The following is a 22,540-nucleotide window of genomic DNA, read 5'->3' as shown; positions in this document are numbered from 1 at the left end:
GCTCATGCCAGGCTCTAGCCCATGATCGATCACTTCGGCATCAACTGCGCCGACTACGCCAAAGCCCAACGGTTCTACGACGGGGTACTCGGCGTCCTCGGCTACACCCGGCAGATGGATTTCGGCGAGGCCATCGGATACGGCCGGGACGGCCATCCGGCGTTCTGGATCGCCGAGGGCGCCGGCATGGGTCCCAACCGCGAAATCCACGTCGCCTTCCAAGCCGCCGACGAGGAGGCGGTGAAGGCGTTCTACGACGCCGCGCTGGAGCTCGGCGCCGAGTCGCTGCACGCGCCGCGGCTCTGGCCCGAGTACCACCTGGGCTACTTCGGCGCGTTCGTGCGAGATCCCGACGGCAACAACGTCGAAGCCGTCTTCCACGGGGCGTAGCGTCGCTTTCATGGCTGAATCCGATGCTGCCGCCAAGGAATTGCTCCGTGACGCGTTCACCCGCTTGATTGAGCATGTCGACGAACTCACTGACGGTCTGACCGACGAAGAGTCCCGATACCGGCCCAGTCCCAACGCCAACAGCATCGCCTGGCTGATCTGGCACAGCGCCCGGGTCCAGGATGTGCAGGTCGCCGACATCGCGGGTGTCGAGCAGGCGTGGACTCGCGACGGCTGGGTGGACCGCTTCGGCCTGGACCTGCCGCGCGACGACACCGGCTACGGGCACAGCCCCGAGGACGTCGGGAAGGTGCGGGCACCTGCTGACCTGCTGGCCGGCTACTACCACGCGGTGCACGATCTGACGCTGGAGTACGTCAACAACGTCACCGCCGACGAATTACGCCGCGTCGTGGATACCAACTGGGATCCGCCGGTGACCGCCAGCGTTCGGCTGGTCAGCGTCATCGACGACTGCGCCCAGCATCTGGGGCAGGCGGCCTATGTATTGGGTATCGCGCACCGCCGGGCCTGACGAGTCAGACCGGTCTGACGAGGAGGGGGCCGGCGATTGGGCGGGGCCGGACTTGACACCTGTCGAGCCCGGTTAGCATGGCGGCTATGACCGCCATCACAACTCAGGAATTCTCCGGCACCGGCACCATCCTCAACCCCGCCACCGGCGCGGTAGCCGGCGAAGTGCACTGGACCGATCCGGCCGACGTGCCGACGATTGCGGAGGGACTGCGCAAGGCGCAACGCGAATGGGAGCAGCGCGGGGCCAAGGGGCGCGCCAAGGCACTGGCCCGCTTCGCGGTGTGGCTCGGTGAGCATCGCGACGAGATCGAAGAGCTGCTGATCAAAGAGACCGGCAAGTCGGCCGTCGACGCCGCACAAGAGGTCCCACTGCTGATCATGATCCTGGCGTACGTCGTCAAGACGATGGAAAAGGCGCTGGCACCCGAAAGTCGGCCCGCGGCGCTGCCGTTCCTGGCGATCAAGAAGATCACCGTGCACTACCGGCCCCGGCCGGTCGTCGGGATCATCGCGCCGTGGAACTACCCGGTGGCCAACGCGCTGATGGACGCCATCGGCGCCCTGGCGGCGGGATGTGCGGTGCTGCTCAAGCCGTCCGAGCGCACCCCGCTGACCGCCGAGGTGCTGCGGCGCGGCTGGCTGGAGTCCGGTGCCCCCGACGTGCTCGCGCTGGCTCAAGGCGCCCGCGACGTCTCCGAGGCCGTCATCGACAACGCCGACTTCGTGCAGTTCACCGGATCCAGCGCGACCGGACGCAAGGTGATGGAGCGCGCCGCCCGCCGGCTGACGCCGGTCAGCCTGGAGCTGGGCGGCAAGGACCCGATGATCGTGTGCGACGACGCCGACATCGAGCTGGCCGCGCACGCCGCGGTATGGGGCGCGATGTTCAACGCCGGCCAGACCTGCGTCTCGGTCGAGCGGGTCTACGTCCTGGAGCCGGTGTACGACCAGTTCGTTGAGGCTGTGGTTCGCGACGTCAAGGCGTTGCGGGTCGGCGGCGACGGGCATTTCGGTGCGCTGATCGACGAGGGGCAACGCGCCGTCACCGAGCGCCACGTCGCCGACGCCAAAGCCAAAGGGGCGCGGGTGTTGACGGGCGGGCAGGTCCCCGACGGGCCGGGCAGTTTCTACCCGCCCACGGTGCTCGTCGACGTCGACCACTCGATGGCCTGCATGACCGAGGAGACGTTCGGCCCGACGCTGCCGATCATGAAGGTCGGCTCGGTCGTGGAAGCGATCCGGCTGGCCAACGACAGCGAGTACGGGCTGAGCGCCTCGGTGTTCTCCCGCGACGTCGAGCGGGCCAAAGATATTGCGCTGCAACTTGATTGCGGGGCAGTCAACATCAACGACGTGATTTCCAACCTGATGTGCACCACCGCGCCGATGGGCGGCTGGAAGGCGTCGGGCATCGGCGCGCGGTTCGGCGGCGCCGACGGCATGCGCAAGTACTGCCGCGTCGAGACCGTCGTCGCGCCGCGCACCAACCTCGGCGCCGGCGGCAACTACTACCACAATTCGCTCAAAGCGCTCGCTCGCATGAACCGGATGATGACGAAGATGGCGCTGGCGCGTCCGCGCCGCACCGCCAAATAGATCTACGGCACGATCACGTGCGACGGGTCGGGCCTTAGCTCGGGCGGGGCCTGGCTGTAGTCGCCGAACGGGCCGTCGCGGCGCTCGATCGCGGCGCGCACGCCCTCGGTGGCGGCGGTCTGGATGAACTCGAGCGCCTCGGGCGTGTTGCGCATCAGGCCGTCGAGGATGCCGCCGAGCATCTGGGTGGTGGCCAGCCCCATGTTCTCGTAGGCTTGGTTGACGATCAGCTTCTGAGCACGCAACTGCGACAAGGGAATTCGCGACAACTCCAAAGCGATCTCGGCAACCCGCGCCTCGAGCCGCTCGAACGGCACCGCCTCGTTGATCAGCTCGACCTCGGCGGCCTGCACCCCGGTCAGCGGCCGGCCGGTCAGCGAATGCCATTTGACCTTGGCCAGGCTGAGCCGATACAGCCACATCCCGGTCAGATAGGCGCCCCACATCCGGCTGTACGGCGTGCCGATCACCGCGTCCTCGCTGGCGATCACCAGGTCGGCGCACAGCGCGTAATCGCTTGCGCCGCCCACACACCAGCCGTGCACCTGCGCGATCACCGGTTTGGACGCCCGCCAGATCGCCATGAACTTATTTGTCGGCCCGGTTTCGCGGGCGGTGACCATCGCGAAATCCTTGCCTGGATCCCAGCGCCCGTCGGACATCATGGCCTCGCCCCAGTGCTGAAAGCCGCCGCCGAAGTCGTAGCCGCCGGAGAACGCCCGCCCCGCACCCCGCAGCACGATCACCTTGACATCCGGGTCGCGTTCGGCGAGCCCGACGGCGGCCTCGATCTCGTCGGGCATCGGCGGAACGATCGTGTTGAGCTGCTCGGGGCGGTTCAGCGTGATCGTGGCGACCGGACCGGCCGTCGTGTACAGCAGTGTCTCGAATTCAGGCATAGCCGAAGCGAAGTCGCTGCCCGTCCGGGGTGTCAAGCCGACCGCGCCCTTACTGTTATCTTAAAATCCTTATCGATTCCTTAATTTCTAGGTAGGGTCAGCTGGCATGGCGGACCGGTTCGACGTGGCGATAATCGGCGCACGATGTGCGGGATCCCCGCTGGCGACGATGCTGGCGCGCCGGGGTTTGAGGGTGTGCCTGCTCGACCGGGCGCACTTTCCGTCCGAGACTCCGTCGACGCACATGATTCAGCCCTGCGGAGTACAGATCCTGGACCGACTCGGGCTGCTCGACGGGATCTTGGCCGCCGGTGCGGTACCGCTCGATCGGCTTTCGTTGGTGAACGATGACGTTCGGATCGACGCGACCATCGAGGCACCGTTGAGCCCCGCCTTGTGCGTTCGACGCCTCACCCTGGACGCGCTGCTGGTCGACGCCGCCGCTGCGGGCGGCGCCGAGGTGCGCACCGGATCGCGGGTCACCGAGCTAATCACAGACGACGGCCGGGTGACCGGTGTGCAGACGTCCTCGGGACCCGTGTACGCGCCGTTGGTGGTGGGCGCCGACGGCCGCCACTCGACGGTCGCGTCGTGCGTTGGTGCACGCGAGTACCACCGTACATCGCCCGGAAAGCTGTATGCCTGGGCGTATTTCGAAGGTGTCGGCGATCGGGAAGGCCACGCGCGGCTCGGCCGGCAGGGCGCCGTCGGCTTCCTCGCCGGTGCCACGGACGGGGATCTGTACATGGCGGCACTCGGCATCGACATGCCCGAGCTGGCTGAATTCGACGCCGACCGCGACAAGGGCTTTGCCGCGCGGATTCAGATGTGGCCCGAGTTGGCGGATCTTCTTGCCGGTGCGCGGCGCATTGGCCCGATCCGGGTAGTTGCCAACTGGCACGGCTATTTTCGGCAGTCGGCTGGGCCCGGGTGGGCGCTCGTCGGCGATGCCGGACACTTCAAGGACCCGGCGCCCGGGCAAGGTATGGCCGACGCGTTCCGACAGGCCGACAAGCTCGCGGCGGCCGTCGTCGACGGGCTCGGCAACAGCAGTCCGGATACGGCCTTACAAAAATGGTGGCGTTGGCGCGACCACGACGCCTACGAAATGTATTGGTACGCACGCGAAACGGGTGCTCCCGGAGCTGTGTCCCCGCTGATCAGGCGGATGCTGCGGGATATCGCCGCCAATCCCGACGCCACCCAGGCGCTGCTTGGGATCTTGAACCATGACGTTCGCCCGTCGCAGGTGTTCACGCCGGCACGACTCGCCCGCGCCGCGGCACGGACATTCCTCGACGAGCCCCGCCGGATCGTGGCGACCGTCAACGAGGTCATCGGCGCGGCGAAACGAGGCAGGCAACGACGGCTCCGCGCGCCGGGTATGGCCGATATGGCCGGGCAGCGACGGTAACTGCGACGTCGGGCAAGATGTGTCCTCGTGGAATCGGGCAATCGGGTGTATCGGCTGCTGATGCGGATGCTGTCGCTGCGCACCATCGTCGTCGTCGGTGCGCTCTCGGTGATCGCTCTTGTCCTGACGCTCGGCGCCTGGGTCTGGTTCGGCGTCACGAACGACCAGCACAGTCAGCTGGACCGGCGACTCGACTCGGTGAGCAGCCTGGGCGACATCAGCACGCTGCTCAGCCACCCCAACCAGCCCACGGCGAACAGCGATCTGGTGCGCACGGCGCGCATCGGGCCGATGACCGTGTCAGTGCCCGCCGACATCGTGTTGCCCAAGCTCGACAACGGCTTCGCCAATACAACCGTCAATGGTGTCGAGTACCGGGTCCGCACGTTCACCGCCGGCCATGCCTCGATTGCGCTCGGGGCACCCTTGGCCGAGGCGCAGCACCGGATCAACGAGCTGCACCTGCGGGTGCTGTTGATCTGCGGCGGCGTCATCATCGGCACGGTTCTGGCCGCCTGGGTCATCTCGCTGGTGATGGTCAATCCGTTCCGGCTGCTAGCCCAGCAGGCGCGGGCCATCAACGCCCAGTCCAATCCCGACGAAGTTCAGGTCCGCGGCGTGCAAGAGGCGGTGGAGATCGCCGAAGCGGTCGAGGGAATGCTGGCCCGCATCGGCAACGAGCAGCAGCGCACCAAGGCCGCGCTGGAGTCGGCCCGCGACTTCGCCGCCGTCGCCTCGCACGAGCTGCGCACGCCGCTCACGGCGATGCGCACCAATCTGGAGGTGCTCTCGACGCTCGAGCTGCCCGCCGAGCAGCGCAAAGAGGTGATCGGCGACGTGATGCGCACCCAGAGCCGCATCGAGGCGACGCTCTCCGCGCTGGAACGGCTGGCGCAAAGCGAGCTGACCACCGTCGACGACTTCGTCCCGTTCGACATCACCGAGCTGCTGGATCGGGCGGCGCACGATGCGCTTCGCGTCTACGCAGGCGTCAACGTGTCGTTGGTGCCGTCGCCCACCGTGCTGATGGTGGGGCTGCCGGTGGGGTTGCGGCTGGTGGTCGACAACGCCATCGCCAACGCGGTCAAGCACGGCGGCGCTACCGAAATCCTGCTCAGCGCAACCAGTTCCGCCTATGGCGTGGAGCTCATGATCGACGACAACGGCAGCGGTGTGCCGGAGGAGGAACGCGCTACGGTCTTCGAGCGGTTCTCCCGCGGGTCGACGGCATCCCGGTCGGGCTCCGGACTGGGGCTGGCTCTGGTCGCCCAGCAGGCCGAGTTACACGGCGGCACAGCATCATTGGGCGAAAGTCCGATGGGCGGGGCGCGGCTGCTGCTGCGACTCCCGGGCACCCACGACGGCGAGGGCATAGGATGAGCCGCCATGGATGAGATTGCGGAGATCACCGGCATCGGCAAGATCGGTTTGCTGAGCATCGGGGCATACCGGCCGGACCGTGTGGTCACCAATCACGAGATCTGCGAAAACATCGATTCCTCCGATGAGTGGATTTACACCCGCACGGGGATAAAGACGCGCCGGTTCGCCGGAGACGACGAATCTGCTGCGTCGATGGCGATCGAGGCCGGGCGTCGGGCAATCGCGAACGCGTTGCTCACCGGCGCCGAAATCGACGCTGTGATCGTCGCGACCAACACGCATTTTCTGCAAACTCCGGCGTGTGCTCCGATGGTGGCATCGACAGTGGGCGCTCACGGGGTTCCGGCATTCGATATCAGTGTCGGCTGTGCCGGCTTCGGGTATGCACTCGGCGTCGCGGCCGACATGGTGCGGGCCGGAAGCGCCGCAAAGGTGCTTGTGATCGGTTCGGAGAAACTGTCCCCGACGCTGGACATGCACGACCGCGGCAACTGCTTCATCTTTGCCGACGGCGCAGGGGCGGTCGTCGTCGGCGAAACACCCGACCAGGGCATCGGACCGACTGTGTGGGGCAGTGACGGCCGGCAAAGCCAGGCGGTACGTCAAGACATCGATTGGATCGACTACACCGAAAACCCTTCTGGTGCACGCCCATTCCTGCGGATGGAGGGCACTGCCGTATTCCGTTGGGCCGCTTTCGAAATGACGAAGGTCTGCCAGCGAGCGCTGGAGGCGGCGAAGGTGAGCACCGACGAATTGAAGGTGTTTGTGCCGCATCAGGCCAACAGCCGGATCAACGAGCTCTTGGCCAAGAACCTCAAACTGGCGCCACATGTGGTGGTGGCCAACGACATTGTGCACACCGGCAACACCTCTGCCGCCTCGGTTCCGTTAGCCATGGACGAGCTGCTGTCGACCGGCGCGGCCAAGCCCGGCGACTTGGCGTTGCTGCTGGGCTACGGCGCGGGTCTGAGCTATGCGGCGCAGGTGGTGAAGATGCCGCCGGTGCCGTTCGAGTGAGCGCACCCGCGAGTACTGTCGGGCCATGACGCGAATCCTCCAGACCCAGGTCTGTGTGGCCGGTGGTGGCCCCGCCGGTCTGGTTCACGCTCTACTGCTCGCCCGCGCGGGCATTCAGGTTGTTGTTTTGGAAAAGCACAACGACTTCCTGCGCGACTTCCGCGGCGACACCGTGCATCCGACGACACTGCGGATCATGGACGAGCTGGGGTTGATCGACGAATTCCTGCGGCTCCCGCATACCAAGATCAACCGTGTTGCCTTCGACGCTGACGGCTCGATTCGCACTTTTGGCAACTTCCGTGGCCTCAAGTGGCTCGGCTTCAAACAGCCCTACATCGCGTTGATGCCGCAGTGGGACTTTCTCGACTTCCTCACCGAAAAGGCTTCTGCTTACCCGGAATTCACGTTGGTCCGGAACGCCGAGGTCACGGACGTGATCTTCGACGGCGATCGCATCGTCGGGGTGCGCACACCGGAACTGGAGGTGCATGCCGAGCTGGTGGTGGGTGCCGACGGGCGCAAGTCCGCGGTGCGGGCCGCAGCGGGTCTGGAGATCGCCAGGGCGCACTCGCCGATGGATGTGCTGTGGTTCCGGCTGAAATGGCGCCCGGGCGATCCCGAGGAGCTGTTCGGCGTGATCCGTAAAGGCCTGTTGATGGCCATGATTTACCGGGGCGACTACTGGCAGGTCGCGTATCTGATGCCGAAGGGGACGAGCCCGCGGGACGGCTCGCTGGAGGACTTCAAAGAGCGCCTGGTGGCCGCGCAGCCCCGCCTGCGCGAACACGTCGACGACTTGCGCTCCTGGGATGACACCAGCCAACTCGACGTGCGGGTCGACCGGCTCAAGACCTGGTGGCGTACCGGGCTGCTGTGCATCGGCGATGCGGCACACGCCATGTCGCCGGCCGGTGGGATCGGCATCAATCTCGCCGTCGCCGACGCGGTGGCCGCGGCGAACATCCTTCACGCCCCGCTGCGTGACGGTCGTCTGACGGATGCGGACCTCGCCAAAGTGCAGCGCCGCCGCGAACTGCCCACCCGGATCATCCAGGCGGGCCAGGTGTTTTTGCAGGACACGGCGATCGAGCCCAACTTGAGCGGTGACTTGTCGCCGATCCGTATCCCGAGAATCGTCGGCCGCGGTCCGCTGCAGTTCATTCCGCCGATTGTGGTCGGACGGGGCTTCCGCCCGGAGCATGTCCGCACGCCCGACGTGCACGTGGGTTGACGCGTGACGGCAAGCTTCGGGCCGGAGGATGCCGGCTGCGCGCTGCCGCCGTTGCGCTCGGTCGAATTCCCGGGCGGTATGGGGCAGGCCATGGTCCGCGTGGCGCCGGGCGCAAGCCCGGTGCTGCTGCTGCACGGGTGGGCGATCACGTCCGACTTCAACTTCTGCCATGTGATGGGCCCGCTCGCCGAGCGCTTCGGGGTTATCGCAATGGATTTGCGCGGGCACGGTCGCGGTCTGCCGCTGACGCGCACGGAACGGTTCAGCATCACTCAGTGCGCCGACGACGTCGCTGCGCTGCTCGACGCGATCGAGCTCGACCGCGTTGTCGTATGCGGTTATTCACTCGGCGGGCCTGTCGGACTGGAATTCGCCCGCCGCCACCGCGATCGCATAGCGGGACTGATCCTGCAGGCAACCGCCATGTCCTTCGACACGCCGAGCGACCGGATCAGTCGCGTCGCGCTAAAGGCGTTGCGCCCGTTGGCCAATCGCAGCCGCGGCATTGGTCGCTCGTTGCCACTGCGCTATTTCAACCGCGTGCGAAATGGGCATCCCCTCACCGCGGAATGGTGGCCGTGGCTGCGGGGTGAGCTCGTGTTGTGCCACCCGCGGGTGATCGTCGATGCGATTCTTGACGAATATGCCTTCGACTTTCGCCCGCACGTGGCAACAATCGCCGGGCTACCCACCGTGGTCGTCGTCACCGCACGCGACCGGGCAGTGTCGCCCTGCGATCAACGTTTAATGGCCACACTGCTCGGTGCCGCGGTGATGGAGATTGACGCCGACCATGACGTCTTCCTCACCGACCCGGACACCTACGTCGACGCGACGGTTGCGGCCGCCGAGCGCCTGCGCTGCGACACGTGATCGTCTAACCTCACTGGGGCGGGCCGCTTTCGATGAGCCGGAGTACTTGGTCGGGACGGTGGCCGGGCCAGAAGGCATGCATCGCCCATGTCGCTCCGGCAGTCTGAAATGCGTCGACGTCGGTGTCGGGGCGAGCGACGACCGCGACGTCGAAACCGTCGATGTCGCCGCGAATCTCGGCGACGGCTTCGAAAATGAGCGGGATGTCCGCTGGCCGGGCATGGAGGGGAAAGAGTCCGTCGTAGTGGGCGGCCCGTGCGACTGGTGGCCCGCTGACGCGCTCGGTGCCGAACCAAATCGGAATTCGTGGCTGCTGTACGGGGCCGGGAAGTGCACGCACACCGTCAAGGATGACCTCGTGCGTGTTGATAACCGTTGCGCCGGACCACAAGTCGACTAACGCTTTGGTCCCGATGTCGAGCATGCGAGCACGCCGACGCGCATCGGTAACCTCGCGGAACGCCGATAGTTCGCGGCCTGTGTCGATGCCAATGCCCAGGCCCAGGATCAGTCGACCGCCGCTGAGGCGATCAAGGGTGACGGTTTCGCGTGCCACTTTGATGATTCTGCGACGCGGAAGCGGGGTGACCATTGGGCCTAACCGGATGCGCGCCGTCACAGTGGCTACGGCGGCCAAGGCAATCCAAGGATCTGCGATTGCCCACTCGCCAGGGATCGGGCTCAGGACATGGTCCCAGACGAAAAGCCCCTGCCATCCGTGCGTTTCGGCTGCAAGGGCTATATCGACTAATGCCCGAGGATCAGCAAGGTCTCCAAACAGTGGGAGATAGATAGCGTGGCGCACGAAGCTGACCGTAACGTGCGTTCCGAACCGCCGTATCAGCGGCGGACCCTGGCGCGGATCTGCGGGCCGAAACTTGTCGGACCCGGGTGCGATGATGCGGGTATGTCGTTGACCAGTGCTTCGCCTGCTGTGGGGTGGAGGCCTGTCGATCGGCTTGAGGTGTTGTTTGAGGAGTTGGCGGAGTTGGCCGGTCAGCGCAATGCCATTGATGCGCGCCTGGTGCAGATTGCCGCGGAGCTGGATCGTGACGAGTTGTGGGGGATGACCGGTGTGCGCTCGCTGGCGGCGTTGATGGCCTGGAAACTCGGGTTGTCCTCGGGCACGGCGCACACCATCGCGACGGTGGCGCGCCGGTTCGAGGAGTTTCCGCGCTGCGCTCAGGGGATGGCCGAGGGCCGGCTGTCGCTAGATCAGGTCGGCGTGATCGCGGGGCGGGCCGGGCAGGGCTCCGATGAGCATTACGCGGCGTTGGCGGCGGTGGCCACGGTCAGCCAGCTGCGCACCGCGGTCAAGCTCGAACCGCGACCCGAGCCCGAGGGGCGCCCTGAGCCGCAGCCCTCGATCACCAAGGGCGGCGATGAGCAGTTCGCCTGGTGGCGGATCAAACTGGCCCACGACGACGCGGCCAAATTCGAGGCGGCGCTGGCCTCGCACCGCGATGCGCTGATCACCGAGTGGAAACACGACCGCGACGGCGGGACGGTCTTCGAGCAGGCGCCGCCGCTGCCGGGCACCCTGGAGGCGTTCATGCGGCTGGTCGAAACCAGTTGGGACACCGAGGTGGCCCGCCGCCCACACGGCCAGCACACCACGGTGGTGGCCCATCTCGACGTTAAAGAGCGCGTCGCCGCGCTGCATCTGGGCCCGCTGCTATCCGAGGCCGAGCGCCAATACCTGGGCTGTGACGCCACTTGTGAGGTGTGGTTCGAACGTGCCGGCCAGCCGATCGGCGCCGGGCGCACCACCCGGGTGATCAACCGGCGGCTGCGCCGCGCCCTGGAGCACCGCGACCGCTGCTGCGTGGTGCCCGGCTGTGGGGCCACCCGCGGCCTGCACGCCCACCACATCCGCCACTGGGAAGACGGCGGCCCCACCGAGCTGTCCAAGCTGAAATATCGCTAAACTACCCTCATGGGGAAAGCGAAAACTCCAGCTCAGCGTGTCGGGGCGCGGTCCGCGGCGATCTACGCCCGCATCTCAGCCGATGTGGAGGGCACCGGCCTGGGGGTCGCCCGTCAACTCGAAGACTGCCGCAAGCTCGCCGCGGAGCGAGGCTGGCCGATCGGTGACGAGTACGTCGACAATGATGTCTCAGCGTATTCGGGAAAGCCGCGCCGCGAGTACGCCCGCATGCTGGATGACCTGAAATCCGGTGCGCGGGATGCGGTGATCGTCTACAACCTCGACCGGCTACATCGCCGTCCGGTCGAGTTGGAAGACTTCGTGACGCTGTGTGAGTCGGTCGGGGTGCGTGATGTCGCTACCGTGACCGCCGACATCGATTTGGGTAACGATGACGGGTTGTTCATGGCCCGGATTTTCGCCGCGTTCGCCGCCAAAGAATCTGGCCGCAAATCCGCGCGTATCCGCCGCAAGATGTTGCAGAACGCCGAAAAAGGCCTGCCGCACGGCCCGGCGCGCCCTTTCGGATACGAGCCCGACAAAATTACCCTGCGCCCTGAGGAAGCCAAGATCGTGCGGGAGATGGTCGACCGGTATCTCGCGGGTGCGTCGATCCGGTCGTTGACCATCTGGCTCAGCGACACCGGTGTGGCCCCGCCCGCGTCGAAGTCGTGGCAGACCACCACGGTGCGCAACATTTTGGCCTCCGGACGGATCGCCGGGCTCCGGGAGCATCATGGTGAGGTGATCGGCGCCGCGGCGTGGCCGGCGATCATCACCGCGGGCGAGCGCGACCGCATCCTTGCCCGGATGACTGCTCGCAGCGTCACGAAAACTCGCGCCCCGCGCACCTACCTGCTGTCGGGGATGTTGCGGTGCGGGCGGTGTGGGAATCGGTTGTTTTCCCAAGCCCGCCATAACAATCCGACTAACCGGGTGCGGCGCTACGTGTGTTTGAAAGGTCCCGATCACGGTGGCTGCGGGCGACTGACCGTGGTGGCGCTGCCGGTCGAGGAATTGCTCACCGATGCGGTGCTGACCCGACTGGACTCACCCCAGCTGGCAGGAGCATTAGCAGGTAGGTCCAGTGTGGACGCCGACGTCGCCGCGTTGGCCGCCCAGTTGGAGGCCGACCAGGCCCGCTTGGATGAATTGGCCGGGCTGTATGCAGAGGGGGCGGTGTCGGCGCGGGAATGGATCGCTGCCCGCGACCCCATCACCGACCGCATCGCCCGCGCCCGCCGCGACATCGCCAAGGCCACCGACACCAGTGCGGTGATGGATCTGGTGGGCTGCGGCGAGGTGCTGCGCGGTCAGTGGGATGACCTTGACATCGACCGCCAACAAGCCATCATCAAATCAGTGCTCGATCACGCCGTCATCGCACCCGGCACGCCCGGGTCGCGCAAGTTGGATATCAACCGGGTACAGCCGCATTGGCGGATTTAGAACGTCTCGTCCGTTGGGTAAACGTCTCGTCCGTCGGTACATGCCGAAACTTTGCCTTTAGAACACGTACGACTTTGCGTGTGGCGCCCGGCATTCGCTGCATTCGGGCATTCCTCGTCGGGCCAGGTTGGTGTACTTGCGTCAGGCGTGGTGTCGGGAAGCAGTCATCACGCCCGTTAGACTCAGCTCACGGGGCCTGCCGTGCTGGTCAGGACGGTTGTTTGACCCGAAGGGAGGTCAGCGGTGGCGACAAATGACCAGTTGAAGGCTCTCGTCATGAGCCACGCCGAGGGCGACGACCCCCAGTTCTACGCCGTGGCGATGCAGGTGGCTGCAAAAGCTGCACGAGCTGGGCACGCAAAGTTCGCCCAAGAACTGCGCGACCTGGTTGACGAGTTGCGTAAGCGTGGTGCAGTGAAGTCGCGGGTGGCCTCGGTGGTGCCGGTGGCGCAGCCCCGGGGTGAACTGGGCTCTCTGCTCGCTGTCAGCTATCCGGAGTCTCGACTGGCAGACCTCGTGTTATCCCCGGGTCTTGCCGAGCACCTGCGGCATGTATTGCTTGAGCAGCGTCAACGAGACATGCTTGCCCGCCACGGTCTTCGGGCCGCGGGCCGGTTGCTGCTCACCGGCCCGCCAGGGACCGGCAAGACTTCAACCGCGCGAGTTATTGCCGGCGAGTTGGGGCTTCCACTGTTTTCGGTGCGGCTGGACACAATCATCACCAAATACATGGGTGAGACGGCAGCGAAACTGCGCTTGATTTTCGATGCGCTCATCGACACGCGGGGGGTCTACTTGTTCGACGAGGTCGATGCGCTTGCCGGAGATCGGGCCGCACCCAACGACGTCGGCGAGATCCGCCGAGTCCTCAACTCCTTTCTTCAATTCCTCGAAGAGGATTCCTCGGACAGCATCATCATCGCGGCCACCAATCACCCCAAGTTGCTCGACAACGCCCTCTATCGCCGATTTGACACAGTGATGGACTTCGCACTGCCCGACGACGCGGCCACCGAGGCCGTCATCCGCAACCGACTCGCTCGGTTCCAAATCGGCAACCTGAGTTGGCCGAGGGTCGTCGCTGCCGCGCGCGGGCTCAGTCACGGAGAGATCGCGACTGCAGCAGAGAATGCGGCGAAGCGAACAGTTCTGGCTGGCCGGGCCCGGGTGCGCACCGACGACCTGGTGGCCGCCCTGCACGAACGGCCGCGTGCCAATCACCACGGCGAGTCGGCGATCTAGACGTCATGGCAGAGCGAGATCGTCCTCACCTTGTCGTGTCGGTAGCGCCAGTATCGGAGTCCTTTACGCTCGCCAGCGCTGGTGGCGGTGGCGACAAGCACGAGTTCACCGGCGATCGCAAGGGGCATGGCCGACGCCTCACTGACGAATTCAACGCCGCAGTCGCGCCTACAGCCGACGATGAGATCGAGCCTGCAGGAACCTACGTCACGTTTGTGTCGTTTCCAGATTTGGAACTGGCGTTGCAAAGTCTGGACCCGCAGCGCTCTGGTGAGCAGCCCGAGTTGGTCGCCGTCCGGGAGACGCAGACCACCGACGGGATCGTTCAGATGGCGACCGTGTACATCCCGCGGGGCAAGAAAGAGTACTTCCTCAAACGGTTGGACGCCTACGTGTCGTCTGCAGACCGGACCAAGGCTGACAATGCCGCACTAATTGAGAGTATCCAGTCGATCCGTCGAGCGACGATCCGCGAACTATGGACCGATCCCGATGAATTGTTTCCCGACGACCCCACCGAAGTCCGTTGGTGGGAGGTGTGGCTGCTTAACCGTGACCGCCGCGAACAAGCAAGATTCAGCGACTTTGTTGTCCAACACGAACTGCGCACCAGTGAGCACTATCTGGGTTTCGGTGACCGCACCGTAGTGTTGCTATACGCTTCGGCAGACCAACTGGCGCAGACGTTTCAATCAGTTGACGACATCGCCGAGTTGCGCCGACCGCACGACGTTGCCACTTTGTTGACAGAACTGCCCGCCGCCGAGCAGACCGAGTGGGTGGACGATCTGCGCGCGCGTCTACGGATGGCCGACAAGGATGCTGCGGTGGTGTGCATCCTCGACACTGGCGTGCAGGACACGCACCCTCTGCTCACCGACTCGATTGGAGCCGCGGACCTGCACGTCGCAGACCCGCGCTGGCAGACCACGCCCGTCCAATCGCACGGAACTGAGATGGCAGGCCTGGCCCTCTACGGAGACCTGCACGCCGCACTCGTCGACACCCAGCCGGTCCAATTGACTCACCGCCTGGAGTCGGTGAAGTTCTTGCCCGATAACGCCCACAACGATCGTGATCTCTACGGTGCTATCACTGCTCGCGCGGTCGACCGCCCAGAGATCCAAGCCGCCGCCCGGCGCCGCGTGTTCATGCTCGCGGTCACTGCGCGCCGCCCCTCCGTCGACGGAACTGACACCGAACCGACCACACGAATCGACACCGGCAGACCCACGTCGTGGTCGGCGGCGATCGACGCTCTGGCCTTCGGCCGGGCCATCGATGACAGCGATCCCAAGCTCACCTACCTCGACCGTGACGAGCCGCGGCGCCCGCGCCTGTTCCTCGTCTCGGCCGGCAACATCCGCGACCTTCGTGGCACCGATGATCACCTCGCTCGAAGTGATGTCGAGCCGGTCGAAGACCCCGCCCAGTCGTGGAACGCGCTCACGGTTGGCGCTTACTCCAATCGTGACGACATGTCCGGCGCACCAGCTGATTTCGCCGGCTACGTGCCGGTAGCCAAGAGGGGTGAACTATCCCCGGTCAGCCGCACGTCGGTAGTCTTTGACCGCACGAAATGGCCGTTCAAACCCGATGTGGTCGCTGATGGCGGCAACGTCGCAGTATCACCGGACCGCACAGACGTTGATACGCCGCCCAATCTCGCTCTGCTCACAACCCGCCTCCAACGCCCGGGACACGGTTTCTTCACCGCGACGCGAGACACCTCGGCCGCCACCGCTCAGGTCGCAGCCATCGCCGGCAATCTCTCCCAGGCCTACCCGCAGCTGCGCCCCGAGACCATCCGCGGGTTGATCGTGCACTCGGCTCAGTGGACCGACGCCATGCGCAACCGCTTCAACACCGAATCGAACAAGACTCGCCTCGCCAGCCTGCTGCGCCGCTACGGGATGGGTGTACCCGACGCGGCCCGCGCACTGCGTAGCGCCACCGATGCGCTCACCCTCATCGCAGAGGCCCGAATCCATCCCTACGAGCGCGACCGCGACAGCAACTCAGGCAAAGTGCGGGAGATGAATCTCCACCAACTGCCATGGCCGACCGAAATACTCGAAGGGCTAGGCGAAACCGAAGTACGCATGCGCGTGACCCTGTCCTACTTCGTTGAACCCAACCCTTCCAGCCGCGGCTGGACGGGCCGCTATATCTATCCCTCCCATGGCCTACGGTTCGCCACCCGACGCCCGGAGGACAACATCGAATCGTTCCGCCAGCGCATCAACACCCGCGCACGTATCGACGGGCAACGCCCACCTGCACTCGACACCGAGAAAGGCTGGTTCTTCGGCAGCAACCTGCAGCAGGCCCCCGGCTCACTACACACCGACATCTGGACAGGTCCAGCCGCCAACCTCGCCAGCAAGGGAGCCATCGCCGTGTACCCGGTCGCGGGATGGTGGAAAAACCAACGCAAATACGACCAAAGCAACCACGGCGTTGACTACTCACTCATCGTCAGCATCGAATCCCCACACGTCGACGTTGACCTATGGGCTCCCGTCGCCCAACAGATCAGCACAACCGTCGAAATCCAAACCTAGCCAAGCTTTTATGCCGCTGTATTCCGCGCATTACCAAATCTAGCAATGTTCACTTGCGAACCCTGATAGGAACGGTCGACGATCCCTTTGGGTATCGACGAAGGGCTCAACGGACTGACCGAGCAATCTCCTGGTGCAGGAGTATTCGCGGGATCCGCATCCTACTTCCAGAGAACGCCGTCTGCGTGCACGGTTGTGCAATTTTCACTGGTCACCTTCGACTATTCGTTGACTGGCAGTTGATGTCAAGGCTCGAACCGGGGGTTCGCCCGCCTGCGGCGCCGGCCCTGACATCAATTGCCAGCCAACAGCATTGGACCGCTGTGACCAGGCGAGGAAACAGCGTCAGAATGTGACGGCCTGGTCGCACTGAGCTGACGCTGTGCCGCGCCTTACCGCAGCAGGGTGGCGATGTCAGCGAGGACAGCCGGGTTGGTGATGGTGACCGCGACGTGCTGGCGTTCACAGGATTCGACAAGCCAGGCGGTGAATTCTTGACGACTGTAAGACTTTCCAGTCTGCCTATCCGCGGATCGCACCTCCCGGCTAGCCATCGGGTACCTCGACAGGAAGATCACCACGCTGGTGCAATAGTGCTTCGCGGGCAGTGCGGCGCCGGTCGATCCGACGTAGCGCCGCGCTGACGATGAGGGTGCGCTCACCGAGGCTGGCGTGACCGGCGCGGTCGAACTCCCACGCCACCAGATCATTGCCATCATCGCCGTGTCGACGATCCGGATTATGCTTGTGTTCAGTAGATTTCGCGTAGCGTTCGCGGGTCCAAGTGGCACGGCGTTGCCGTAGTGCGGTCATGGTGGTCGAGTAGCGGCGGGACTTGCTGGTGATGTGCCCGCGGAACCCGAGGGTGTGCAGCCACCGCCGAATACCCGACACTCCGTTGTCAGCGAGGTCGCTGATGGTGGTCAGGATGGCCCGCACATGCTCGGATACATCCAGGTCGGGTATCGATTCGGTGGACAGCCGGCGGACGCTGATCCCGAGATCGGCCAAAGATTTAGTCACGTATTTGGCCAGATAGCGAGCAACCCGCCGGCCCGACAGTGCCCGGCTATCCGGTGAACAATGTTCTGCTGTCAGCGCATTCGTCGAGTTAGTGGGTGCGGTGATGGGTTGGGTATCGATTTGGGGACCGAAGGCGATCACCCGCACGCCGCCCTCGGTGGTGGGGTCGTGGACGGTGAGGGTGACGGTACGGGCGGCGTGCTGGATGATCATCGCGAGTTCGGTTGCACTGATTGGTGATTCCCAACCGGTCTGATCGGGATCCTCGTAGGGGTCGAGGCGGATCAGGGCGTGGATGTGCGGGATGGCGCGGGCTTGCATTTCGACGACTTTGAGAAAGCTGACCCGCACGTCATCCGGATCGGCCCCGGCGGCTTTCAGATGCCTGCGGAGTGCTCGCCGCAGGGTGATGGTGAATCGTCGCCACAGCTCAGGCAGATGCCAGGTGAACAGCACATGCCCGAAATAGTCGTAGCATTCCCGGCAGAGCGGCTGGCCAACCTGTGGATCGGTGTGGTCGTGGATAGTGCTGCACCACAATGGATTTCTATGTGAACAGCGCCGGTAGCCACCGATGCGGTCATGATCGCGGCACACACCGTGTCGGGATCCGCTGGGGTCTGTGGGTGTGGTGGTGTGGACGGCCCCGAAGCTGGGGGCGGTCAGCGTGAGAAACACTTGCGGACGATCAGCGACGGCGGCGGGCATGTCGTGGTGGCCGCCCGCGGCGCCGGCGTGCACGAGTTGCCACGTGTCGCGGGCGTAGAGGTCTGAGCAGGAGGGGCAGATGTGGGCGCGGCGGTTGTTGCACCGGGTCCACACCACCTGCTGGCGTCCGTAGTCTTCGGTGCCCGTGAGTTGGATGGGATGGGCACAGAACCCGACGGATTCCGCGCGTCGCCACCAGGATTCGTATCCCATCGAGGAGGCGCGGCGCACCATCTCATCGACCACCCGGGTGGTGTCGACCGTGTCCGGAATGCCTGGCAGGGCGAGCTGGGCCGGTGGTGTGGAGCTATTCACCGCTGGCACCTCTGTTGGTGTCACTGTCGCCCGTCGTTGAGGCCTGGTCGCCACTGGGCCGGCGCGCGGGGCGGCGGAATCGGGCCGCGAGGGTGGTGATGTCGTGGTCGGTGACGTGGAAGGCGCGTACCCGCACGGATTGGGTGCTGCCGTCGATGAGCATGTAGCCCACACCGGGGGTGGCATCGGGGATGCGGTCGCATTCCGCCCCGGCATCACGTGCTCCTTGTCCCAGCACCATGGTGGTTTGGGTGGCTTCGGTCAGCCGCAACCCGATCCGCACGGTGAACAGTTGCCGGACCGGCAGGGTGTCTTTGGCGGGGTCTTGCACTGCGGCCACCACCGAGATCCCCACCGCGCGGCCTTGGGAGAGCAGTAGCCCGAGCAGTTGTTCGATTTCGGTGCGGATCTTGCGGTCGGTCACATACGCGGTGAGCGCGGCGATCTCATCGATCAGGACCACAAACAGCGGGTCGGCCGGTGTCGGGGTGTGCAGGCGGGTGTGGCCGCGCAGACGATTTGCGCGGGCGTGCATCACGTTCACGAGCTGGCGCAGGAGTTGGAGGGTGGTGTCGGTGGCGTCGTGGCTGAACACGGTGAACATGGGTGCGCCGGCGCCCAGTTCCATGCCGCCTTTGGGGTCGATGACACACAGCCGGACCAGCCCGGTCTTGATCGCGGGGGCGATCCCGGCGATCAGGGACCACAGCACGCTGCCTTTGCCCGCGCCGGTGGCCCCGGCGACCAGGAGGTGATGCCCGAGCAGCGGCATCTGCCAGTGGTGGCGGGTTTCGGTGATCCCGACCCGCACCGATCCCAGATCCACCGGAGTCGACGATGTAGGCATGGGCAGCGCGATCGGTTCGGCCAGCACGTCCCCGCGCATCAGCGCGATGCGTAGTTCCCCGGGTGTGGTGGCGGTGATGGTGATCCGGTCGGCGCGCCAGGCCGCGGCCAGCGCCTCGGATTGTTGGTGCCAGTTAGTTAGGGATTGGCCGGTGACGATCCGCACCGCCAACACATCGGTGGTTCTACCGATCGTGACGGTGCGCAGGGTCGGAGTCAGGGTGCGCTCACCAAGTTTGGCGGTCAGGCCGTGCAGGGTGCACGTCGATTCCCAGGTGCGGGTGTAGCGCGACCAGGTCAACCAGCGGCGCCGTACAGGTTCGGTCACCCACGAGCAAAACGAGCCTGGGTCTAGCCAAGCCCACCCCATATATCCGGCGCCGAACGCGATGGCACCGACGATCCCGGCGCGGGGTCCGTGGGTGATGCCGAGAGTGAGGCTGGCGATGATCGGGACACTGATCGCTGGGAACAGCACGGCCCACCACAGCAGATATCCCGCGGCGGTCAACAGTGATATGACCAGATCGCCGAACCAGTCGTCATTGTCCGATTGAGTGTTGTTGGTGTTCTTATTGTTTGATGCCATGACGGTGTGTTCTCCGTGTGTGCGTGGACGAGCCAGTGGTCGACGGCGGACCCGGGCCGAGGCGCGGCACGTGCTGGTGTCGCGCCTCGGCAGCGGGTGCTATTTCTGGGTGCGCGACCCCGGCTCACCCGCCGGGGCGCCGGCTGTGGCGCCGGTGATGGCATCAGCGCGGAAGGCCACACCACTGCGATCGCCTTGCGCCCACGGGATGGCCACCAGGCTGGTCACCGAGACCGGTTGGGTGACCCCGACGTTCGGGTCACCGGCCACCGTCACATTGAGCACTTCGCCGCCAGTGTCATCCAACGCCAGCAACTGCACCGAATGCTGCGGCAGCCCGGTGGCAGTGTCGATTTTGGGGCTGCCGGTCTCAAAGTTCAGCCGCGGCTCAGCCGCACGGGTGACGATGAACCGTGTCCCTGACGTATCGATTCTCAAACGCATTGTCCTGTAGTTCCTTTCGTGAACCGTATGCGCCCTTGCGGCGCTGAACTCAGTTCACGTGGACACCACCGACGTAGCCAGGGACATCTAGCGGCATTGCCGACATCGCCGGCGACATTCCGGACACCACCGGGACATACCCGTGGACATCACGTGGGCATCACCGCCGCGGGGTGGCACCACGCGCATGGCAAACTAGACGCCACGCGCTGGCGATACACGGAGACGACACGGAAAGATGTGCGCTGAGACGATGGACGATCACGACGGCAAGGCGGCCGCGATCCCCAACAATCGCCTCATGCAGCGGCTGCAGGCCAAGGGACTGTCCCCGCAGCGCTTTGCCACCGCGATGAGCGTGGATGTCAAGACGGTGCGCCGCTGGCTGTCCAACACCAACTACAACATCCGCGAGGACAACGCGCGGCGCGCAGCCACGCTGCTGGGCTGCACGCCGCACGATCTGTGGCCCAATCAGTACTCGCCTACTATGGCGAGCGCATTGGCGACCATATCACCAAGTGGCCCGTTCACCGCGACCCTGTATGCCAGCCGCACCCAGCTACCGATCAGCGCGTGGCAGCAGCATTTCGCCGACGCCACCACCAGCATCGACATCCTCGTGCTGGCCGCCACGTTCCTGTTCGACACCCTCGACGGATTCCTCGACACCCTGCTCGACGCCGCCGCCCGCGGCGTGGCGGTGCGATTCCTCGTCGGCGACCCCGACACCGCCACCATGATCCTGCGCGGCGTGGAGGAAGGGATCGGTGAAGCCGTCATCGCCCGCTGCCGCACCTCAGTCGAGCTGCTCGCCCCACACGCCGGCACCCCGGGACTGGACATCCGCACCCACGACACCACGCTCTACACATCCATCTTTCGGGTCGATGACGCCATGATCGTCAACTTCCACATCTACGGCTCACCCGGACGCAACAACCCCGTACTCGTACTGTCCCGTCACCACGAACCCCGGCTCTGGGCCACCCTCGAAGAGGCCTTCACCCAGGTGTGGGACCACGCCACACCCCTAACGACGAAAGGCTGACCCGCCGATGCGCACCGACTACTACAACGACCCCAACGCCCCACGGCCTAACAGTGTCGTCCCCTCGGCTTCGGCGATCGTCGCTGACGAACGCGGTCGAATTTTGCTGATCAAACGCCGCGACAACACCCTGTGGGCGCTACCCGGCGGCGGACACGACATCGGCGAGACCATCGAACAAACCGCTGTGCGCGAAGTCAAAGAGGAAACCGGGCTCGACGTCGAAATCACCGGCCTGGTCGGTGTCTACACCAACCCGCGGCACGTCGTGGCATTCACCGATGGCGAAGTCCGCCAACAATTCTCCTTGTTGTTCACCACCAGGGTGCTCGGTGGTGAGCTGGCCATCGACCACGAAAGCACCGACATCGCCTGGACTGATCCCGACGACATCGCCGACCTGGACATGCATCCCTCGATGCGTCTGCGGATCGAGCACTACCTGCAACACCGCGACAGCCCCTACCTCTGCTAACCCCATGCAGGGGTTACAGCCAGCCGCGCACCCGACCCACCGCCGCCAGCAACTCCTCGCGGCCAGCATCGACCGCCCGGTGCACCGGATCCTGCGGTCCATAACGCGCCAACACCTCACGCAGGCGGTCCTCAGCTGATACCGGCGTGCCGTCAGGTCCGGTCGTCAAATCGCAAAACGTCAACGCATCCATCACATCGCGCGGCGGTTGGACGAAAGCCCCTAAACCGGAGACGCCACGCTCGGATGCCTCCAGGTGCGCGCCGGTATGAAACGCCACCAACGACGCGACCAGCTCCCCGAAACCGGCCGACCGGACGAACACCGCGCCATCGAGCGGATGAAAACCGGTTCGGCGCACCGACGGTGCATACCCGATATCGTGCAGCCACGCCGCCGCCACCAGACAATCCGCCGCCTCGCCGGCGAAATGCTGACTCAGCCGTTCCGCCGCAGCGGCCACACCCCGCACATGCGCCAACCGCCGCGGCTGCTCAGCCAGCCGTGTCTCGGCCTCCCGCCGTGCACGCTGCGCCACCGCCCCGCTCATGCCAGCCAGCT

At 65.4% G+C, this 22,540-nt stretch carries 19 protein-coding genes and 1 pseudogene; 14 read left to right on the top strand and 6 right to left on the bottom strand.

Annotated features, from left to right (window positions below; all coding sequences use genetic code 11):
- Nucleotides 1-21 precede the first annotated feature (21 nt).
- From G6N47_RS04915 to G6N47_RS04905, 3 genes are all read left to right on the top strand, one after another.
- Nucleotides 22-390: a VOC family protein gene (locus G6N47_RS04915; RefSeq protein WP_083134257.1), complete on the top strand. Its 369-nt coding sequence runs from the start codon at nucleotides 22-24 to the stop codon at nucleotides 388-390.
- 10 nt (nucleotides 391-400) lie between these two features.
- Nucleotides 401-925 (top strand): mycothiol transferase, encoded by a 525-nt coding sequence (locus tag G6N47_RS04910; protein WP_083134258.1) that lies wholly within the window; start codon nucleotides 401-403, stop codon nucleotides 923-925.
- Nucleotides 926-1,002: 77 nt separating this feature from the next.
- On the top strand, nucleotides 1,003-2,523 hold the full coding sequence (locus G6N47_RS04905) for an aldehyde dehydrogenase family protein (RefSeq protein ID WP_372517557.1): 1,521 nt from the start codon (nucleotides 1,003-1,005) through the stop codon (nucleotides 2,521-2,523).
- Nucleotides 2,524-2,525: 2 nt separating this feature from the next.
- On the opposite strand, the gene G6N47_RS04900 is transcribed toward G6N47_RS04905, so the two are convergent.
- Nucleotides 2,526-3,422, bottom strand: coding sequence for a crotonase/enoyl-CoA hydratase family protein (locus G6N47_RS04900; RefSeq protein ID WP_083134260.1), 897 nt, complete (start codon nucleotides 3,420-3,422; stop codon nucleotides 2,526-2,528).
- 106 nt (nucleotides 3,423-3,528) lie between these two features.
- On the opposite strand from G6N47_RS04900, the gene G6N47_RS04895 reads away from it, so the two are divergent.
- The 5 genes from G6N47_RS04895 to G6N47_RS04875 are packed head-to-tail and all read left to right on the top strand — an operon-like array spanning nucleotide 3,529 to nucleotide 9,346.
- A complete protein-coding gene (locus G6N47_RS04895; protein WP_083134261.1) occupies nucleotides 3,529-4,836 on the top strand; it encodes an NAD(P)/FAD-dependent oxidoreductase in 1,308 nt (435 codons plus the stop codon).
- A 60-nt stretch (nucleotides 4,837-4,896) separates the two neighbouring features.
- Nucleotides 4,897-6,216: a sensor histidine kinase gene (locus G6N47_RS04890; protein ID WP_083134275.1), complete on the top strand. Its 1,320-nt coding sequence runs from the start codon at nucleotides 4,897-4,899 to the stop codon at nucleotides 6,214-6,216.
- 6 nt (nucleotides 6,217-6,222) lie between these two features.
- Entirely contained in the window at nucleotides 6,223-7,239 is a 1,017-nt protein-coding gene (locus tag G6N47_RS04885) for a beta-ketoacyl-ACP synthase III (RefSeq protein WP_083134262.1), read from the top strand.
- A gap of 25 nt (nucleotides 7,240-7,264) precedes the next feature.
- Nucleotides 7,265-8,473: an FAD-dependent oxidoreductase gene (locus tag G6N47_RS04880; protein ID WP_083134263.1), complete on the top strand. Its 1,209-nt coding sequence runs from the start codon at nucleotides 7,265-7,267 to the stop codon at nucleotides 8,471-8,473.
- Nucleotides 8,474-8,476: 3 nt separating this feature from the next.
- Complete coding sequence (locus G6N47_RS04875; protein ID WP_083134264.1) at nucleotides 8,477-9,346, top strand: alpha/beta fold hydrolase; 870 nt, start codon at nucleotides 8,477-8,479, stop codon at nucleotides 9,344-9,346.
- Between the two features lie 10 nt (nucleotides 9,347-9,356).
- Here G6N47_RS04875 and G6N47_RS04870 read toward each other — a convergent pair whose 3' ends face one another.
- The gene (locus G6N47_RS04870; RefSeq protein ID WP_083134265.1) at nucleotides 9,357-10,151 is read right to left on the bottom strand and encodes an LLM class flavin-dependent oxidoreductase; all 795 of its coding nucleotides are present in this window, start codon (nucleotides 10,149-10,151) and stop codon (nucleotides 9,357-9,359) included.
- Nucleotides 10,152-10,253: 102 nt separating this feature from the next.
- Between G6N47_RS04870 and G6N47_RS04865 the strand changes: the two are divergent.
- The 4 genes and pseudogenes from G6N47_RS04865 to G6N47_RS04850 all read left to right on the top strand — a co-directional run.
- Nucleotides 10,254-11,261: pseudogene (locus G6N47_RS04865) on the top strand (HNH endonuclease signature motif containing protein); the annotation flags it as partial.
- Nucleotides 11,262-11,282: 21 nt separating this feature from the next.
- Nucleotides 11,283-12,722, top strand: a complete 1,440-nt coding sequence (locus tag G6N47_RS04860) for a recombinase family protein (protein ID WP_011725674.1) — start codon at nucleotides 11,283-11,285, stop codon at nucleotides 12,720-12,722.
- 243 nt (nucleotides 12,723-12,965) lie between these two features.
- The gene (locus tag G6N47_RS04855) at nucleotides 12,966-13,964 is read left to right on the top strand and encodes an AAA family ATPase (protein ID WP_011725675.1); all 999 of its coding nucleotides are present in this window, start codon (nucleotides 12,966-12,968) and stop codon (nucleotides 13,962-13,964) included.
- Nucleotides 13,965-13,999: 35 nt separating this feature from the next.
- Nucleotides 14,000-16,528, top strand: a complete 2,529-nt coding sequence (locus G6N47_RS04850) for a S8 family peptidase (RefSeq protein WP_019732413.1) — start codon at nucleotides 14,000-14,002, stop codon at nucleotides 16,526-16,528.
- 546 nt (nucleotides 16,529-17,074) lie between these two features.
- Here the strand turns inward: G6N47_RS04850 and G6N47_RS04845 are convergent.
- The 3 genes from G6N47_RS04845 to G6N47_RS04835 all read right to left on the bottom strand — a co-directional run bounded on the left by G6N47_RS04845 (nucleotide 17,075) and on the right by G6N47_RS04835 (nucleotide 20,453).
- Nucleotides 17,075-18,574 (bottom strand): replication initiator, encoded by a 1,500-nt coding sequence (locus tag G6N47_RS04845; protein ID WP_011725678.1) that lies wholly within the window; start codon nucleotides 18,572-18,574, stop codon nucleotides 17,075-17,077.
- Nucleotides 18,567-20,009, bottom strand: coding sequence for an FtsK/SpoIIIE domain-containing protein (locus G6N47_RS04840; RefSeq protein WP_019732903.1), 1,443 nt, complete (start codon nucleotides 20,007-20,009; stop codon nucleotides 18,567-18,569). The genes G6N47_RS04845 and G6N47_RS04840 overlap by 8 nt, the downstream gene beginning before the upstream one ends.
- 99 nt (nucleotides 20,010-20,108) lie before the next feature.
- Nucleotides 20,109-20,453 carry a hypothetical protein gene (locus G6N47_RS04835; protein WP_019732904.1) on the bottom strand — a complete coding sequence of 115 codons (345 nt, stop codon included), beginning with the start codon at nucleotides 20,451-20,453 and terminating at the stop codon, nucleotides 20,109-20,111.
- A 253-nt stretch (nucleotides 20,454-20,706) separates the two neighbouring features.
- Here G6N47_RS04835 and G6N47_RS04830 point away from each other — a divergent pair, with 253 nt between their 5' ends.
- Nucleotides 20,707-21,504: a hypothetical protein gene (locus tag G6N47_RS04830; RefSeq protein WP_083131718.1), complete on the top strand. Its 798-nt coding sequence runs from the start codon at nucleotides 20,707-20,709 to the stop codon at nucleotides 21,502-21,504.
- A 7-nt stretch (nucleotides 21,505-21,511) separates the two neighbouring features.
- A complete protein-coding gene (locus G6N47_RS04825) occupies nucleotides 21,512-21,979 on the top strand; it encodes an NUDIX hydrolase (protein ID WP_011725682.1) in 468 nt (155 codons plus the stop codon).
- Nucleotides 21,980-21,992: 13 nt separating this feature from the next.
- Here G6N47_RS04825 and G6N47_RS04820 read toward each other — a convergent pair whose 3' ends face one another.
- Nucleotides 21,993-22,529: an HD domain-containing protein gene (locus G6N47_RS04820; protein WP_019732905.1), complete on the bottom strand. Its 537-nt coding sequence runs from the start codon at nucleotides 22,527-22,529 to the stop codon at nucleotides 21,993-21,995.
- Between the last annotated feature and the right edge of the window lie 11 nt (nucleotides 22,530-22,540).

Origin of the sequence: Mycobacterium branderi (assembly GCF_010728725.1) — a bacterium.
GTDB lineage: Bacteria > Actinomycetota > Actinomycetes > Mycobacteriales > Mycobacteriaceae > Mycobacterium > Mycobacterium branderi.
This window is presented reverse-complemented; position numbering and strand designations above follow the sequence as displayed.